The organism is Sediminimonas sp. (assembly GCF_024637375.1).
Classification (GTDB): Bacteria; Pseudomonadota; Alphaproteobacteria; order Rhodobacterales; family Rhodobacteraceae; genus Sediminimonas.
In genome coordinates, this window is record NZ_JAGXFK010000088.1 from 46,748 (window position 1) to 62,985 (window position 16,238).

17 protein-coding genes and 1 pseudogene are annotated in these 16,238 nt (G+C 64.5%); 4 read left to right on the top strand and 14 right to left on the bottom strand.

Annotation, left to right across the window (positions count from 1 at the left end):
* Nucleotides 1-14: 14 nt before the first annotated feature.
* Both Q0L89_RS13800 and Q0L89_RS15180 read right to left on the bottom strand, forming a co-directional pair.
* Nucleotides 15-512, bottom strand: coding sequence for a hypothetical protein (locus tag Q0L89_RS13800; protein WP_296766365.1), 498 nt, complete (start codon nucleotides 510-512; stop codon nucleotides 15-17).
* A 291-nt stretch (nucleotides 513-803) separates the two neighbouring features.
* Nucleotides 804-1,016: pseudogene (locus Q0L89_RS15180) on the bottom strand (hypothetical protein); the annotation flags it as partial.
* Nucleotides 1,017-1,031: 15 nt separating this feature from the next.
* On the opposite strand from Q0L89_RS15180, the gene Q0L89_RS13810 reads away from it, so the two are divergent.
* The 3 genes from Q0L89_RS13810 to Q0L89_RS13820 are packed head-to-tail and all read left to right on the top strand — an operon-like array spanning nucleotide 1,032 to nucleotide 3,357.
* The gene (locus tag Q0L89_RS13810) at nucleotides 1,032-1,709 is read left to right on the top strand and encodes an ATP-binding cassette domain-containing protein (RefSeq protein WP_296766222.1); all 678 of its coding nucleotides are present in this window, start codon (nucleotides 1,032-1,034) and stop codon (nucleotides 1,707-1,709) included.
* Nucleotides 1,710-1,711: 2 nt separating this feature from the next.
* Nucleotides 1,712-2,617, top strand: a complete 906-nt coding sequence (locus Q0L89_RS13815) for an FtsX-like permease family protein (RefSeq protein ID WP_296766223.1) — start codon at nucleotides 1,712-1,714, stop codon at nucleotides 2,615-2,617.
* On the top strand, nucleotides 2,617-3,357 hold the full coding sequence (locus tag Q0L89_RS13820; RefSeq protein ID WP_296766226.1) for a 1-acyl-sn-glycerol-3-phosphate acyltransferase: 741 nt from the start codon (nucleotides 2,617-2,619) through the stop codon (nucleotides 3,355-3,357). The genes Q0L89_RS13815 and Q0L89_RS13820 overlap by 1 nt, the downstream gene beginning before the upstream one ends.
* A gap of 46 nt (nucleotides 3,358-3,403) precedes the next feature.
* On the opposite strand, the gene lpdA is transcribed toward Q0L89_RS13820, so the two are convergent.
* The 12 genes from lpdA to mdh all read right to left on the bottom strand — a co-directional run bounded on the left by lpdA (nucleotide 3,404) and on the right by mdh (nucleotide 15,272).
* A complete protein-coding gene (gene lpdA, locus Q0L89_RS13825) occupies nucleotides 3,404-4,792 on the bottom strand; it encodes a dihydrolipoyl dehydrogenase (protein WP_296766228.1) in 1,389 nt (462 codons plus the stop codon).
* Nucleotides 4,793-4,935: 143 nt separating this feature from the next.
* Nucleotides 4,936-5,331, bottom strand: a complete 396-nt coding sequence (locus Q0L89_RS13830) for an MAPEG family protein (RefSeq protein WP_296766231.1) — start codon at nucleotides 5,329-5,331, stop codon at nucleotides 4,936-4,938.
* Nucleotides 5,328-5,726: a hypothetical protein gene (locus Q0L89_RS13835; protein WP_296766233.1), complete on the bottom strand. Its 399-nt coding sequence runs from the start codon at nucleotides 5,724-5,726 to the stop codon at nucleotides 5,328-5,330. Before Q0L89_RS13835 ends, Q0L89_RS13830 begins: the two co-directional genes overlap by 4 nt.
* An 80-nt stretch (nucleotides 5,727-5,806) precedes the next feature.
* Nucleotides 5,807-6,013 (bottom strand): hypothetical protein, encoded by a 207-nt coding sequence (locus Q0L89_RS13840; RefSeq protein ID WP_296766236.1) that lies wholly within the window; start codon nucleotides 6,011-6,013, stop codon nucleotides 5,807-5,809.
* On the bottom strand, nucleotides 6,010-6,270 hold the full coding sequence (locus Q0L89_RS13845) for a BrnT family toxin (protein WP_296766238.1): 261 nt from the start codon (nucleotides 6,268-6,270) through the stop codon (nucleotides 6,010-6,012). Before Q0L89_RS13845 ends, Q0L89_RS13840 begins: the two co-directional genes overlap by 4 nt.
* The gene (gene odhB, locus Q0L89_RS13850; protein WP_296766240.1) at nucleotides 6,267-7,832 is read right to left on the bottom strand and encodes a 2-oxoglutarate dehydrogenase complex dihydrolipoyllysine-residue succinyltransferase; all 1,566 of its coding nucleotides are present in this window, start codon (nucleotides 7,830-7,832) and stop codon (nucleotides 6,267-6,269) included. Before odhB ends, Q0L89_RS13845 begins: the two co-directional genes overlap by 4 nt.
* A gap of 3 nt (nucleotides 7,833-7,835) precedes the next feature.
* The gene (locus Q0L89_RS13855) at nucleotides 7,836-10,796 is read right to left on the bottom strand and encodes a 2-oxoglutarate dehydrogenase E1 component (RefSeq protein WP_296766242.1); all 2,961 of its coding nucleotides are present in this window, start codon (nucleotides 10,794-10,796) and stop codon (nucleotides 7,836-7,838) included.
* 5 nt (nucleotides 10,797-10,801) lie between these two features.
* On the bottom strand, nucleotides 10,802-11,302 hold the full coding sequence (locus tag Q0L89_RS13860; RefSeq protein WP_296766245.1) for a DUF805 domain-containing protein: 501 nt from the start codon (nucleotides 11,300-11,302) through the stop codon (nucleotides 10,802-10,804).
* 58 nt (nucleotides 11,303-11,360) lie between these two features.
* Nucleotides 11,361-12,242: a succinate--CoA ligase subunit alpha gene (sucD, locus tag Q0L89_RS13865; protein ID WP_296766247.1), complete on the bottom strand. Its 882-nt coding sequence runs from the start codon at nucleotides 12,240-12,242 to the stop codon at nucleotides 11,361-11,363.
* 17 nt (nucleotides 12,243-12,259) lie between these two features.
* Nucleotides 12,260-12,802, bottom strand: a complete 543-nt coding sequence (locus Q0L89_RS13870) for a hypothetical protein (protein ID WP_296766250.1) — start codon at nucleotides 12,800-12,802, stop codon at nucleotides 12,260-12,262.
* Nucleotides 12,803-12,806: 4 nt separating this feature from the next.
* Nucleotides 12,807-14,000 (bottom strand): ADP-forming succinate--CoA ligase subunit beta, encoded by a 1,194-nt coding sequence (gene sucC, locus Q0L89_RS13875; RefSeq protein WP_296766252.1) that lies wholly within the window; start codon nucleotides 13,998-14,000, stop codon nucleotides 12,807-12,809.
* Between the two features lie 309 nt (nucleotides 14,001-14,309).
* The gene (gene mdh, locus Q0L89_RS13880; RefSeq protein WP_296766254.1) at nucleotides 14,310-15,272 is read right to left on the bottom strand and encodes a malate dehydrogenase; all 963 of its coding nucleotides are present in this window, start codon (nucleotides 15,270-15,272) and stop codon (nucleotides 14,310-14,312) included.
* A 154-nt stretch (nucleotides 15,273-15,426) separates the two neighbouring features.
* On the opposite strand from mdh, the gene Q0L89_RS13885 reads away from it, so the two are divergent.
* Complete coding sequence (locus Q0L89_RS13885) at nucleotides 15,427-16,182, top strand: sulfite exporter TauE/SafE family protein (protein WP_296766257.1); 756 nt, start codon at nucleotides 15,427-15,429, stop codon at nucleotides 16,180-16,182.
* Nucleotides 16,183-16,238: the final 56 nt, after the last annotated feature.

Consider the following 16,238-nt stretch of genomic DNA (forward strand, 5'->3'; position numbering starts at 1 on the left):
CGCTGGAGCGTGCCTCAGAGAACCTCGTCGGCGGTTTTCTGCAGCCAGTCGAGAAACGTCTGCGCCTGCGTGTCCAGCCACAGCCGGGCCTCGCCCACGGCGGCGACGTATTGTGTCAACGGGCCGCTCACCTGCGGGAGCTGCGCGGCGACCTCATCGGCGAAGACGTATAGCGCGAACAATCCGAGTGCGATCAGCACGCTCAGCGAAAACCCGATGCGAAAGCCACTTCCGCCGCGTTCGGATTCGGGGCGGGGCGAAGATGTGTTGCCGGGGTGGTCGTAATCGTCGGCCTCGGCCGGTCGCCGATCGGTGGTGGCGCGCAGGGACGAGTTGATTTCGTCGATATCCGGCAGCAGCCCCTTGCGCGACGCGGCGGTGGCCGCCTCGTCCCTATCGCCGCCATCGGTTGCCCCCGAAAGCCGCGAGACCCGCTCGCGCGCTTCGCGGGCGCGGCGCGCGGCATCGTTGTCGCCGGACTCCGACAGGCCCAGATCAGGCTGGCTTTCCAATCCGCCCGGCGCCTTTTCGGCGGCGCGCACGCGTGCTTCGTGTTCGGCTTCCTCGCGCAGGAGGTCGGCAACCGCGGGGTCAAGCCGCCGGCGCGGTGCCTCGTCGGTGTCCTCGGGAACCGCGTCATCGCCGTGGTCTCGGCCCGTTTCGGGCGGCGACGACTGCGGCGTGGTGCTTTCGGTCTCCGGAAGCGGCTGCTCAAGCTCGTCGGCGAGATCAACGTCGTGATCGGGATGAACCTGAAACCACGTGTGGCCGCAGTTCGAGCACTGAACATCGCGCCCGGCGCGCGGGACCGCATCATCGGCGACTTCGTACTGGGCGCCGCAATTCGGGCAGATCAATCGCATGTCGCCCCCTCGGGCCTTCTTGTCGATTTCGTTTTTCCCTTGGCAGTCCCTACATCTTGTAAACAATCGGCGCAATTGTGCAAAGCTTTCCGCGCCCCGTGTCACCGGCGATTGCAACGCCGCCATGCCTCGGGCAAAACGGACGCAAAGCATGCGAAGGGGCCTGCGGTGATCGAGCTGGAGAATGTGGCGTACAGCTATGGCGGCGGCGAGTTGCTCAGCGATATCTCGCTCGAGTTGTCACCAGGGTCGTTTCACTTCCTCACCGGGCCGTCGGGGGCAGGCAAGACGACGTTTCTCAAGCTGTGCTACGGTGCGCTGGTTCCGACGGCGGGCGAAGTGCGCCTGTTCGGCGACGAGGTGCGCACCCTTCATCGCGATGATATCGCGCTGGTGCGACGCCGCGTCGGCGTGGTCCACCAGGATTGCCAGTTTCTCGATCACCTGCCGGTCGCCGACAACGTGGCGCTGCCGCTGGCAGTGTCCGGGCAGGACGGCGCAGACCACTTGGAGGACCTGCGCGAGCTTATGGGCTGGGTCGGGCTCAACGCGCGCGCCGATGCTTTCCCGCCCCAGTTGTCGGGGGGCGAACGGCAACGCGCCGCCTTGGCGCGCGCGGTCATCATGTCGCCCGACGTGGTGCTGGCCGACGAACCCACGGGCAATATCGACTGGGAGATGTCGCAACGTCTGTTGACCCTGCTCATCGAACTGAACCGCATGGGCAAGACAATCATGATCGCGACCCATGACCTGAACCTCATTCGCGCTGCCAAAGCCCATGTTCAGGCGCGCGTGTTGCGCATATCGCAACGCCGGGTCCAATTGGCGGGGGCGGACCTGTGATGTTGTCCGGCGGTTTTGGGCGGCTTCTGGTGTTGCTGGTCGGTGATGCGCAGGCCGACCGCATCGTGCCACCGACGGGATATACCGCGCGGCTGACGGTGTTCAGCGCCGCTGCGATGGCATTCCTGGCCGTGTTCACGCTGGCACTGTCGCTGGCGACCGGCCGGCTGGCTGATCGCTGGGGCGCCGAGCTTGCGCGCACCTCGACCCTGCGCATTTCCGCGCCTGCCGAGCAGATGGCGGCACAGACCGAAGCCGCGTTGCGGGTGCTTGAGACGACACCCGGGGTGGAACGTGCCCGCGCGCTCACCGACGAAGAGCAGCGCGCCCTGCTCGAGCCGTGGTTCGGCCCCGATTTGCCGGTCGACACCCTGCCGGTGCCGCGCCTGATCGAGATTGTCGAGGGCGGCGATGGTTTCGACGCCGCGGGCCTGCGCCTGCGACTGTCCGCCGAGGTGCCCGGCGCCGTCCTGGACGACCACACGCGGTGGCGGCGGCCACTGGTATCCGCCGCCCGGGCACTCAGGTCGCTGGGATGGCTGGCGATCCTGCTGATTGCCGGAACCGTCGCCGCCATGATCACGCTGGCCGCGAACGCCGCGCTGGCCGCCAATGCGCAGGTGATTGCCGTGTTGCGGCTGGTGGGCGCGCGCGATTCCTACATCGCCGGCGCCTTCGTGCGCAGGTTTACGCAACGTGCGCTGGCGGGAGCGGCCATAGGCACCGTTCTGGGCGTGGGCGCAATCGCATTCTTGCCATCCGCCGATGCGGCCGGTGGTTTCCTGACCGGGCTGGGTTTCCGCGGCTGGCACTGGGGACTGCCGGTGCTGATCCCGCCGTTGGCTGCGGCAGTTGCCTATGTCGCGACCCGTGCTGCGGCGCGGCGAACCCTGAGGGAGTTGCCGTGATGCGTGATGCCTGGCGTTGGCTGCGGTCATTGGTCTTCGAGGTGCAGATGTACCTTGCCATGGCGGTGATCGGGCTGGTGTTCGCGCCGTGGGCGGCCGTCAGTGCACGCGGCGCGCGCACGGCTTGCAAGCTCTATTGTCGCTGGGTGCTGTGGACCGCGCGCTGGATGATCGGGGTGCGCAGCGAAGTGCGTGGCACGCCGCCGTCGGGTGAGGTGATGATCGCCGCGAAGCATCAGTCTTTCCTGGATGTCCTGATCATCTTCAACGCGGTGCCTGCGGCCAAGTTCATCATGAAGCGCGAGCTTCTGTGGACACCGGTGATTGGCATCTACGCCTATCGGATCGGTTGCGTTCCCGTGGACCGCGGACAGCGCGGGCAGGCCATCCGCAAGATGCTGGCCGATGTCGAGGCCGGGCGCAGCGAGCCGGGGCAACTGGTGATCTACAGCCAGGGCACGCGCGTGGCGCCCGGGGTGCGGGCGCCCTACAAGGGGGGAACCGGTGTCTTGTACGAACAGATGGGTCAGCCTTGCGTGCCGGCGGCGACCAATGTGGGCGTGTTCTGGCCCCGCAAGGGCATCATGCGCAGGCCGGGATTGGCGGTGGTCGAGTTTCTGGACCCGATCCCGCCCGGGAAACCGCGGGGCGAGGTCATGGACATCCTGCAACGCGAGGTCGAGGCGGCTTCGGACCGGCTGATGCGCGAGGCGGGGTTCGAGCCAGACCGGATCGCGTGAGGCGCGCGCGCCGTTTTGAGTGCATCGCCCCTGCCCGCCTCGCCGTTCAGGAGTGGATCGGTCCGTCGCCGCAGGCCAGTGCAGCCTCGCGCACGGCTTCGGAGTAAGTGGGATGGGCGTGACAGGTCAGTGCCAGGTCCTCTGCGCTGGCTCCGAACTCCATCGCGACGCAGACCTCGTGGATCAGGTCGCCGGCCATCGGCCCGATGATGTGCGCGCCCAGGATGCGGTCGGTTTCCTTGTCGGCGAGGATCTTGACGAACCCTTCGGCGGCGAAATTCGCCTTGGCGCGGCCGTTGCCCATGAACATGAACTTGCCTGCCTTGTAGGCGCGCCCCTCTTGCTTGAGCTCTTCCTCGGTCTGGCCGACGCTGGCAACCTCGGGGTGGGTATAGATCACGCCGGGGATAACGCCGTAGTTCACATGGCCATGCTTGCCGGCCAGCACCTCGGCCACGGCCATGCCCTCGTCCTCGGCCTTGTGGGCCAGCATCGGCCCGTCGATGGCGTCGCCGATGGCATAGATGCCCTTGACCGAGGTTTGCCATTGCTTGTCGGTCTGCACCTGGCCGCGCTTGGATATCTCGACACCGAGCGCGTCGAGCCCGAGGCCATCGGTGTATGGCTTGCGCCCGGTGGCCACCAGCACCGTGTCGGCATCCAGCGTCGCCTCGCTGTCATCCTTGCGCAGCTTGTAATGCACCTTGGCCTTGGTCTTGAGCGCCTCGACCGATTGCACCGCGGCCCCCATGACGAAGGTAAGCCCCTGTTTCTTGAGGATTTTCTGTAGGTTCTTCTGCACCTCCCCATCCATGCCCGGCGTCACGGCGTCAAGGTATTCGATCACGGTGACCTCGGCGCCGAGGCGGGCATAGACGCTGCCCAGTTCCAGCCCGATCACGCCGGCGCCGATCACGACCATCTTTTTCGGCACCTTGGCCAGCTCAAGCGCCCCGGTCGATGACACCACGACCTTTTCGTCGATCTCGACGCCGGGTAGGGAGGCGGTTTCCGATCCGGTGGCGATGACGATGTTTTTCGCCTCGTGCGTGTCGTCGCCGACCTTGACGCGGCCGGGCTCGGGGATGCTGCCCCAGCCTTTGAGCCAGTCGATCTTGTTCTTCTTGAACAGGAACTCGATGCCCTTGGTGTTGCCGTCGACGACCTCGTTTTTGTAGGTCAGCATCTGTTTCCAGTCGACCGAGGGGGATTTGCCCTTGAGCCCCATTTTCGCGAAATTGTGTTCAGACTCATGGAGTTGGTGGGTGGCGTGCAGCATGGCCTTGGACGGGATGCAGCCGACGTTGAGGCAGGTGCCGCCGAGGGTTTCGCGCCCCTCGACAACGGCGGTTTTCAGCCCCAGTTGCGCGCAGCGGATGGCACAGACATAGCCGCCGGGGCCGGCGCCGATGATGATCACGTCATAGGAGGCCATGGGGTGTTCCTTTCATTTTTTCGCGTCGGTATCGCGTCGGTATTTCGTCGGTGTCGCGCCGGTGGCGGGGCGGCGGATACGGGGGGCGCTGCCCCCTTGGCCTGCGGCCAATTCCCCCGGAGTATTTCCGGAAAGATGAAGCCTTACAAGAGTGCAGCCAGAAGCATGAGAACGGTGGCGAAAAAGCCCACGGCCCAGATGAGCGAACGCCCCGGGCGCAGGCCGAAATAATAGGCCGGGATGTAGAGGACGCGGGCCCCGAGGTATGTCCAGGCGCAGGCGGCGGTGAAGGCGGTGGATTGGTCGGAGAGCGTGACGGTGACGCAGGCGATGGTGAACAGGATCAGCCCCTCGAAATGGTTATCGAGCGCGCGCCCGAGGCGGGCGGTTTTGGTCGAGAGCTGTTTCGACGGCTCGCGGTCGCGCGGGGACATGGTGTAGCCCGGCCCGAGTTCGAGGTTGGCAGGCACCGCGTAGAGGACGAATTGCACGGCTTGCAGCAGCGCGGCGAGGGTTAGGGTGAGGAGTTCTGGGGTCATTTGTCGAGAAGCCCGGCGGGATCGTGCATTCTCTTTTCCGAGTGCGCGCATTCAGGATTTTGGCACGAGAGGTGCTTTTCTTGGATACCTTGTTTGCCAAATCTAGGGTGAGGCACAACTCGCTCTGTTTTCAAATGACCTTCGCCACAGACGGGACAATTCTCTCCAGAAGTTAGAGCGCGCAGAGCAGCCTCAAGTTCGTTAATTTCCACTTGCTTTTCGGAAAGTTCAGTCCTCGCTTCTGACAATGCGATCTCCGTATCCGCTAAGGCTTTTGTTAATTCAGCAATTTTAAGTTTGAAAGTTGCCTCATCAACGCTTCGGTCAATGTCTCGGAGGTCTTTCGCGATGTTAATCGCAGTAGACGCGGCAGATAATCCCGATGCGATGTCCATTATCTTACTCCTACACGCGCGGCGAGCTTAAGTGCTTTCGTGGGTTTCACGCACCCTATGCGACTGGTTTTCCAACAGATTTAATCCGCACTCGCCAGCGCCTTGCGCGCCTGCGCAATCACGTCGTCCACGGAGCGGCCCTCTTCATGCGCCTTTACGATCCGTTCCAGAACGGCGCGCAGGCGGGCGGCTTCGCCGGGGGCGGCGGGGCGGGCGCGGGCGAAGAACGCCTCGTCGAGGGGCGGGTTTTCGTCGTAGTCCTCGGGTGGCTTGGGGCGGGGTGTCATGGGATTTCCCTCCGGTTGGCCTTGCGCAGCGAGATTACGCGGATGCGCGCGCCGCGCCAAGCGTAGACAAGAACGTGGTATCTCCCGTCGATCTTGCCAAGAGCCTGCATCCTCGTCTCGCCATAGTCATAGCGCGTGTCCTCGGCCTCGATCGCCGTGCGCCAGTCGAATCCCGTGACCACGTCGAACGGGACGCCATGTTTGGCCATGTTCTGCGTGGCCTTGGCGGCGTCCCATTCGTAGTCCGGATCGCTCACAGGTCCATCAGCAGGCGGCGCGGGTCTTCGAGCGCCTCTTTCACGCGCACGAGGAACGTCACCGCGCCCTTGCCGTCGACGATGCGGTGGTCGTAGCTGAGCGCGAGGTACATCATCGGGCGTATCCTGATCTCGCCGTTCACGGCCATCGGGCGGTCCTGGATCTTGTGCATGCCGAGGATGCCCGATTGCGGCGGGTTGAGGATGGGCGAGGACAGCAGGGAGCCGTAGACGCCGCCGTTGGAGATGGTGAAGCTGCCGCCCTGCATCTCGGCCATGGAAAGCTTGCCGTCGCGGGCGCGGGCGCCCAGTTCGTTGATCTTCTTCTCGATCGCGGCGAAGGAGAGCTGATCGGCGTCGCGCACCACCGGCACCACCAGCCCGTTGGGGGTGCCGACGGCCACGCCCATGTGGACGAAGTTCTTGTAGACGACGTCGGTGCCGTCGATCTCGGCGTTGACCTCGGGCACCTCCCTGAGCGCGTGGCAGCACGCCTTGGTGAAGAACGACATGAAGCCCAGCTTGACGCCGTGTTTCTTCTCGAACAGTTCCTTGTATTCGCGGCGCAGGTCCATCGTCGCGGTCATGTCCACCTCGTTATAGGTGGTCAGCATGGCGGCGGTGTTCTGCGCGTCCTTGAGGCGCCGCGCGATGGTCTGGCGCAGGCGGGTCATCTTGACCCGTTCCTCGCGCGCCGCGTCATCGGCGGGAACCGGGGCACGTGATGCCGGCGCGGCGGCGGGCGCCTCCTTGCCGGCAGCGGCGGCGGCGGGCGTGCCGCCGGACTTGGCGGCCTTTTGCACGTCTTCCTTCATCACCCGGCCGTCGCGGCCGGTGCCGGTGACCTGGTCGCGGCTCAGGCCGGCCTCGGCCATCGCCTTCTTGGCGGCCGGGGAGTCCTCGACATCCTTACCGTCGGGTGCGGCGGCGGGGGCTGCGTCGTCGTCGGCGCCTGATGCCTCGACTTCTGCGGGTTTGGCCGCACCGGCCGCGCCCGTGGTGACCACGGCGAGGCGGCCGCCGGCCTCGACGGTGGTGCCCTCGTCGGCCAGGATTTCGGCCAGGGTGCCGGCGGCGGGGCTGGGCACCTCGACCGAGACCTTGTCGGTTTCAAGCTCGCACAGCATCTCGTCCTGCTCGACGCTGTCGCCGACTTTCTTGAACCAGGTTGCGACCGTGGCCTCGGACACCGATTCGCCAAGCGCGGGCACCGGCACGTCGATGCGTTCGCTTTCGCCTTCGCCTTCGTCCTTGTCGGTTTCGGCGGGTTTGGCCTTGGCGGCGCTTTCCTTGCTGGCGGGCCTGGTGTCGCTTGCGGCGCTTTCGCCTTCGCTCAAGGTTGCCAGAAGTGCATCGACGCCGACGGTTTCGCCTTCTTGCGCGACGATCTCGGCTAGGGTTCCGGCGGCGGGGCTGGGCACTTCGACGGTCACCTTGTCGGTTTCCAGTTCACACAGCATTTCATCGACGGCGACCTCGTCACCGGGTTTCTTGAACCATGTGGCGATGGTGGCCTCGGTTACGGACTCGCCAAGCGTGGGAACGCGAACTTCGGTGGTCATGGATTATTTCCCCTCGGTGGTCAGCGCTTCGTCGACGAGCGCCTCTTGTTGTACCTTGTGCTGGCTTGCGAGCCCCGTCGCGGGCGAGGCGCTTGCGGGGCGGCCAATATAACTGGGGCGGCTGTGTTTGGCCTTGATGCGGGAGAGCACCCATTCAAGGTTGGGTTCCATGAAGGACCATGCGCCCTGGTTCTTGGGTTCTTCCTGGCACCAGACCATTTCGGCCTTCTTGAAGCGTTCGAGCTCCTTGACCGACGATTGCGCCGGGAACGGGTAGAACTGCTCGAACCGCATCAGGTAGACGTCGTCGATGCCGCGCGCGTCGCGTTCTTCGAGAAGGTCGTAATACACCTTGCCCGAACACATGACCACGCGCCGAATCTTGTCGTCGGCGACCAGTTTCGTGTCGGAGTGCCCCTTTTGTGCATCGTCCCAAAGCACGCGGTGGAAGCTCGACCCGGTGGTGAAATCGTCGGTATTCGATACGGCCAGCTTGTGCCGCAGAAGCGACTTCGGTGTCATCAGGATGAGCGGCTTGCGGAAGGTGCGGTGCAGTTGCCGCCGCAGGATGTGGAAGTAGTTCGCCGGGGTCGTGCAGTTCGCCACGATCCAGTTGTCGCCGCCGCACATGGTCAGGAACCGTTCCAGCCGTGCCGAGGAGTGCTCGGGGCCCTGGCCCTCGAAGCCGTGGGGCAACAGGCAGACAAGCCCCGACATGCGCAGCCATTTCGATTCGCCCGAGCTTATGAACTGGTCGAACATGATCTGGGCGCCGTTGGCGAAGTCGCCGAACTGGGCCTCCCACAGGGTGAGCGCGTTGGGCTCTGCAAGGCTGTAGCCGTATTCGAACCCCAGGACCGCGTATTCCGACAGCATCGAGTCGATCGCCTCGAATTGCGCCTGGCCGTCGCGGATGTGGTTGAGGGGGAAATACCGCTCTTCGGTGTTCTGGTCGATCAGCCCGGAATGGCGCTGGCTGAAGGTGCCGCGGGTGCTGTCCTGCCCGGCAAGCCGTACCGGGTAGCCCTCGGTCAGCAGCGACCCGAAGGCCAGCGCCTCGCCCGTGGCCCAGTCGAACCCCGTGCCGCTTTCGAACATCTTGCGCTTGGTTTCCAGCAGCCTCTCGACCGTGCGGTGCAGTTTCACGCCATCCGGTGCCGCCGAGAGCGCGCGGCCGATCTGCTCCATCGTTTCGGGCGAGATCGCGGTCTCGCCGCGCTGGTACTGCCCCTTTTCCAGCCGGTCCATGTGCGACCAGCGCCCGTCCAGCCAGTCGGCCTTGTTGGGCTTGTAGTTCTTGCCCGCCTCGAACTCGTCGTTCAGGAACGACTGGAAAGAGGCCTTCAGGTCCTCGACCTCGCCTTCGGGGATCAGGCCGTCGCGGACGAGGCGTTCGGTATAGAGGCTCAGCGTCGTTTTCTGGGTCTTGATCTTCTTGTACATCAGCGGGTTCGTGAACATGGGCTCGTCGCCCTCGTTGTGCCCGAACCGGCGGTAGCAGAAGATGTCGATGACCACGTCCTTGTGGAATTTCTGGCGGAATTCCGTGGCCACCTTGGCGGCGTGGACCACGGCCTCGGGGTCGTCGCCGTTGACGTGGAAAATGGGCGCCTCGACCATCAGGGCGATATCGGTGGGATAGGGCGAGGACCGGCTGGAATGCGGCGCGGTGGTGAACCCGATCTGGTTGTTCACCACCAGGTGCATCGTGCCCCCGGTGCGATGGCCCTTGAGCCCCGACAGGCCGAACCCCTCGGCCACCACGCCCTGACCGGCGAAGGCGGCGTCGCCATGCAGGAGAATCGGCAGAACCGCGGTGCGTTCGCTGTCGTTGTACTGGTCCTGCTTGGCGCGCACCTTGCCCAGGACCACGGGGTTCACGGCCTCCAGGTGCGACGGGTTCGCCGTCAGCGACAGGTGTACCTTGTTGCCATCGAACTCGCGGTCGCTTGATGCCCCGAGGTGGTATTTCACGTCGCCCGAGCCGTCGACGTCCTCGGGCTTGAAGCTGCCGCCCTGGAACTCGTGAAAGATCGCGCGATAGGGCTTGGCCATCACGTTGGCCAGAACGTTGAGCCGCCCGCGGTGGGGCATGCCGATCACGACTTCCTTCAGGCCCAGAGACCCGCCGCGCTTGATGATCTGCTCCATCGCCGGGACAAGGCTTTCGGCGCCGTCGAGGCCGAACCGCTTGGTGCCCATGTACTTGACGTGCAGGAATTTCTCGAAGCCTTCCGACTCGACCAGCTTGTTGAGAATCGCGCGGCGGCCGCGGCGGGTGAACTTGATTTCCTTGCCCAGGCCCTCGATGCGTTCCTTCAGCCACGATGATTGCTCGGGGTCCGAGATGTGCATGTATTGCAGCGCGAAGGTGCCGCAATAGGTGCGGCGCACGATCTCGACGATCTGGCGCATGGTCGCGACCTGCAGGCCCAGAACGTTGTCGATGAAAATCGGGCGATCCATGTCGGCCTCGGTGAAGCCGTAGGATTTCGGGTCGAGTTCCGGGTGCGGGGTCTGGTCGCGCATGCCCAGCGGGTCGAGCTCGGCCACCAGGTGGCCGCGGATCCGGTAGGCGCGGATGATCATCAGGGCGCGCACGCTGTCGAGCACGGCCCGTTTCACCGCATCGTCGCTGAGGCTGATCCCCTTGTCGGCGGCTTTCGCGGCGATCTTGTCGCCCACGCCCTTTGCTTCGACCGCCGGCCATTGACCGTCCAGCGCCGCGGTCAACTCGTCGGTGGGTGCCGGCGGCCAGTCGTCGCGGGCCCAGCTGGGGCCTTGCGCCTCCTGTTTGACGGCCGCTTCGTCGTCGCCCATCGAGCGAAAGAACTCGGCCCAGGCTTCGTCCACTGCGGCCGGGTCTTCGGCATAGCGGGCGTGGAGCTGTTCGAGGTATTCCGCGTTGTGCCCCTGCATGAAGCTGGAGGCGGCAAACTGGTCTTTCGGGGATTGGTCGGTCATGGCGATCACCTGGAGGGTTGTGGGCCGTAATCATTGGGGCCCGGCTGGGTGGGGCGGGTCAGCCACCAGACAACCAGAACGAAGAGCGCGATCTGGATCACCCAGATCACCGCGAAGCCGCCCAGGCCGAACCCGGGCACTGGCGCCGCCCCGTCAGACATCATGCCCAGCATCCCGAAGGCGACGATCAGGCTCAGCGCGAACGTGACGATCAGCGGCAACAGCAGCAGCCAGCCGGGCTTGCCGGTGTCGTGCATCCGTCGCCATCCCACCGCCAGAAACGGCAGCAGCGTGGCAAGCTGGAACAGGGGCGCGAAGACGCGGGTGGCCTGGTGGTCGCCGGGGCCGAAGGAAGAGCCGAATATCACCGCGTCCAGAAGGCCGAAAAGAACTACGCCCAGGAAGACGAAAAGCGCGAACCACCAGTATTCCGGTCGCCGCGCGCGCCCTGAGAAGGTGACGTATTTCTTCGTCAAGCATGTCTTTACTGCGTCGGCGAATCCCATTTTGTGCCCTCCTGTGGCGTGGGTGCGGCAGGGCCGGTGCGTGGGCCCTGCCGATGGTTCATCCGATGGCCTTGAGCACCGCCTCGCCCAAGCCTGCGGGGCTGTCGGCAACGACGATACCGGCTGATTTCATCGCTTCGATCTTGTCGTCGGCGCCGCCCTTGCCGCCGGCCACGATGGCGCCGGCATGGCCCATGCGGCGCCCCGGGGGTGCGGTGCGCCCGGCGATGAAGCCGGCCACGGGTTTCTTGCGGCCGCGCCGCGCCTCGTCTTTCAGGAACTGTGCGGCGTCCTCTTCGGCCTGGCCGCCGATTTCGCCGATCATGATGATGCTTTGCGTCTCGTCATCGGCAAGGAAGCGTTCCAGCACATCGACGTGTTCCAGCCCCTTGATCGGGTCGCCGCCGATACCCACGGCGGTGGACTGGCCCAGGCCGCTGTCCGAGGTCTGCTTGACCGCCTCGTAGGTCAGCGTGCCCGAGCGCGACACCACGCCGACGCTGCCGCGCTTGTGGATGTGGCCGGGCATGATGCCGATCTGGCACGCGTCAGGGGTGATGACGCCGGGGCAGTTGGGGCCGATCAGCGTGGTTTTCGAGCCGTCCAGCGCGCGCTTGACGCGGGTCATGTCCAGCACCGGGATGCCCTCGGTGATGCACACGATCAGTTCGATTTCGGCGTCGATCGCCTCGAGGATCGAATCGGCGGCGAACGGCGGCGGCACGTAGATCACGCTGGCATCGGCCTGCGTTTTCGCCTTGGCCTCGTGCACCGAGTTGAAGACCGGCAGTTCAAGATGGGTGGTACCGCCCTTGCCCGGCGTGACGCCTCCGACCATTTTCGTGCCATAGGCGATGGCCTGTTCGGAATGGAACGTTCCCTGCGAGCCGGTGAAGCCCTGGCAGATAACCTTGGTGTTCTCGTCTACGAGAATGGCCATGTTGGCGTTCTCCTTAGTTAAAATACGAACAGCGCTAGTGCGTATCCGTCTACTTCTGATTGATTGGAGGTGTTGAAGCGAACAACTCTTTTGGTGGCATTGCCATCGAGTTCCCAAAGCATGGTTGTCTGGTCTGGTGTCGTGGAAGCCCTGTCCGGCGAGCTTAAGAACATCTGCGTTACAAGGTCACCTTGAGCAATCTTCGCGTTGCCGCCGAGGACAACGAACGCACATACACGCTTTGTGTCTGGGAATACTTTGGAAGCGGAGCCTATAGAAAAAAAGGCGATTCTTTCAGGGCTTTCAGTAACGTTCCAAAACACAACAGAGTCGCCGGTCAAAGCTTCCAGTTCTTGCTTAACACCCATTGTTACAGATGGATCCACGAAATCGTTTTCCGAGTAACCAAGTGATCTTGCTTCTTGCTTTGCTGCTTCATTCGATTGGAAATGATGCGCGCACACATCTACAAAGTCCGAGATAAGCGTGTCGGCATTAGTCTCCGATGGAAGACCTATGATTTGTACGCTTGAGACTATTGCAAGTAGCGTAGTGCGCACCGGCTTACCCCTTCACCGCTTTCACGATCTTTTCGGCGGCATCGCTGAGGTTGTCAGCCGCGATGACGTTCAGGCCGGAGGAGTTGATGATCTCCTTGCCCTGTTCGACGTTGGTGCCTTCAAGGCGCACCACCAGCGGCACGTCGAGGCCCACATCCTTGACCGCGGCGACAACGCCCTCGGCGATGACGTCGCAGCGCATGATGCCGCCGAAGATGTTGACCAGGATGCCTTTGACGTTGCCGTCGCTGGTGATGATCTTGAACGCCTCGGTCACCTTGTCCTTGGTGGCGCCGCCGCCCACGTCGAGGAAGTTCGCCGGCTCCGCGCCATAGAGCTTGATGATGTCCATCGTCGCCATGGCGAGGCCGGCGCCGTTGACCATGCAGCCGATTTCACCATCCAGCGCGATGTAGTTGAGGTCGTACTTGCTGGCTTCCAGTTCCTTGGGGTCTTCCTCGGACTCGTCGCGCAGGCTGGCGATGTCGTCGTGCCGGTAGAGCGCGTTGGAATCGAAGCCAAGCTTGGCGTCGAGCACCTTCAGCGCGCCCGTGTCGGTCACGATCAGCGGGTTGATTTCCAGCATCTCCATGTCCTTCTCGACGAAGGCGCGGTAGAGGGTGCCCATCAGCCCGACGCATTGCTTGATCTGCTTGCCTTCCAGGCCGAGCGCGAAGGCGATGCGACGCCCGTGGAAGGGCTGGTACCCGGTGGCCGGGTCAACGCTGAACGACAGGATCTTTTCGGGGGTGTTGGCGGCGACGTCCTCGATATCCACGCCGCCCTCGGTCGAGCAGACAAAGGAAACGCGGCTGCTCTGGCGATCGACCAGCAGCGCGAGGTAGAATTCACTTTCGATGCCGCTGCCGTCCTCGATATAGACGCGGCCAACCTGCTTGCCCGTGGGGCCGGTCTGGTGAGTCACGAGCGTGCGGCCGAGCATCTTCTTGGCTTCCTCGGCGGCTTCCTCGACCGATTTGGCCAGTCGCACACCGCCCTTGTCGCCGGCGCCTGCTTCCTTGAAGTGGCCCTTGCCGCGGCCGCCGGCGTGAATCTGCGCCTTCACCACCCACAGCGGACCGTCCAGTTCGCCGGCGGCGGTTTTCGCTTCCTCGGCCCTGAACACAACGCGCCCGTCCGAGACCGGGGCCCCGTAGGAACGCAGCAGCGCCTTCGCCTGATATTCATGGATATTCATGAAACTGTCCCGTATTGCTGACTTTGCCCGATATAGGCACAAGCCGGGCCGGAACATAAACGCTTTTCTGTCCTGAGCGGGGGGAATGGACGCGAAATTCGTGATTTGTGATCACAGCCTTCAAGCGTGTGATCACATGATCCCCGGATGTGGCGTCTTGTCGCGCCGTTTGCCGGGCCTGCGCGGTTTCGCGAATCGTAACAGCGACAATCACTTGCCATTGTGCGCCCGGCATTGTCGCCGCGCGATCGAAAAAGGGCGCCCGTGGCGGGGCGCCCTTTGCCGAGGTCGTGGCCGTTCGCGCCCGGCTCAGGCCAGTGCGGGGTCGATTTCCTTGCAGGCGGCGACCAGCCCTTTGACCGCGTCGACCGACTTGTCGAACATGGCCTGTTCGTCCTTGGTCATCTGGATTTCCACGATACGCTCGATCCCGCCGGCACCGATGACCGACGGAACGCCGACATAGAACCCGTCGAGTCCGAACGCGCCATCGACATGGGCCGCGCAGGGCAGGACGCGCTTCTGGTCCTTCAGATAGGCTTCGGCCATTTCGATGGCCGACGTGGCGGGCGCGTAGAAGGCCGAGCCGGTCTTGAGCAGGCCCACGATTTCGGCGCCGCCGTCGCGGGTGCGTTGCACGATCGCGTCGAGCTTGTCCTGCGTCGTCCAGCCCATTTTCACCAGGTCGGGCAGGGGAATGCCGGCCACGGTCGAATAGCGCACCAGCGGCACCATGGTGTCGCCGTGCCCGCCCAGAACGAAGGCGCTGACGTCCTTCATCGAGACGTTGAATTCCAGGCTCAGGAAGTGGCGGAAACGCGCGCTGTCGAGAACACCGGCCATGCCGCAGACCTTTTCGCGGGGCAGGCCGCTGAATTCGCGCAGCGCCCAGACCATCGCGTCGAGCGGGTTGGTGATGCAGATGACGAAGGCGTCGGGCGCGTTCGCGGCGATGCCTTCGCCGACGGCCTTCATGACCTTGAGGTTGATGCCCAGCAGGTCATCGCGGCTCATCCCCGGCTTGCGGGGCACACCGGCGGTGACGATGCAGACATCGGCGCCGGCGATGTCGGCGTAGTCCTGCGTGCCCTTGAGCGCCGCGTCGAACCCGGCCGAGGGGCCGGATTCGGCGATGTCGAGCGCCTTGCCCTCGGGTGTTCCCTCGGCGATATCGAAAAGGACGACATCGCCGAGTTCCTTCATGGCTGCGAGATGGGCAAGGGTGCCCCCGATCTGTCCTGCGCCGATCAGCGCGATCCTGGGTCTGGCCATTGGAGTATCTCCGGTCGGTTGAATTTGGCCGCAGGGGTAGTCTGTTCCGCCCGCCCGCGCAAGGGTGCTGCGCCGCGGCGCAAATGGCAGGCCCCTGTGCGGAGCGTGCGATTTGCGCTAAGGCGGGGGTCGGACAGGACTCTTCAGGAACCCGATGTTGCAGCCGGATATCGCATTTTTCGCCGTCGCGGCGCCGGCCGTGGTGTTCGCGGGCGTATCGAAAGGCGGTTTCGGGTCGGGGGCGGCCTTTGCCGCGGCGTCGATTCTCGCGCTCGTGGTGCCACCGGGGCAGGCGCTGGGGGTGATGTTGCCATTGCTGATGCTTATCGATCTGGCGACCTTGCGCCCGTACTGGCGACGGTGGAGCTGGCCCGACGCGCGGTTGCTGATCCTCGGCGCGCTGCCGGGCGTGATACTGGGGGCGGCGCTTTACCGGGTGGCGAACGACGATCTGCTTCGGCTGTTGATCGGGGCGATCTCGATCGGGTTCGTGGCCTGGCAACTGGCGCGCCGCGGGGGCTGGCGCGTTGCGCGAACGCGGCCGATACCTGCGTGGGGCGGGGCACTGGCGGGCGCTGTCGCGGGGTTCACCAGTTTCGTCAGTCACGCCGGCGGGCCGCCCGCGGCGGTCTGGCTGCTGTCACGCGGGCTGGACAAGACGCGGTTCCAGGCGACCACCGTGATCGTTTTCTGGGCCGTCAACATCATGAAATTCGTGCCCTACGCGTTCCTGGGGATATTCACCTGGCGCAGCCTCGCGGTTGACCTGGTGTTGGCGCCTTTCGCGCTTCTGGGCGCGTGGCTTGGGGTTCTGGCGCACCGGCGCGTGCCGGAATCGGTATTTTTCACCATCACATATGTTTTGCTGTTGCTGACCGGGGCCAAGCTGATCGTTGACGCGCTGACGTGATCGCCGTGGCAGGGCGCGCGTGCCCGTCGCGGGTGCGACGGGCGGGTGATGCTGAT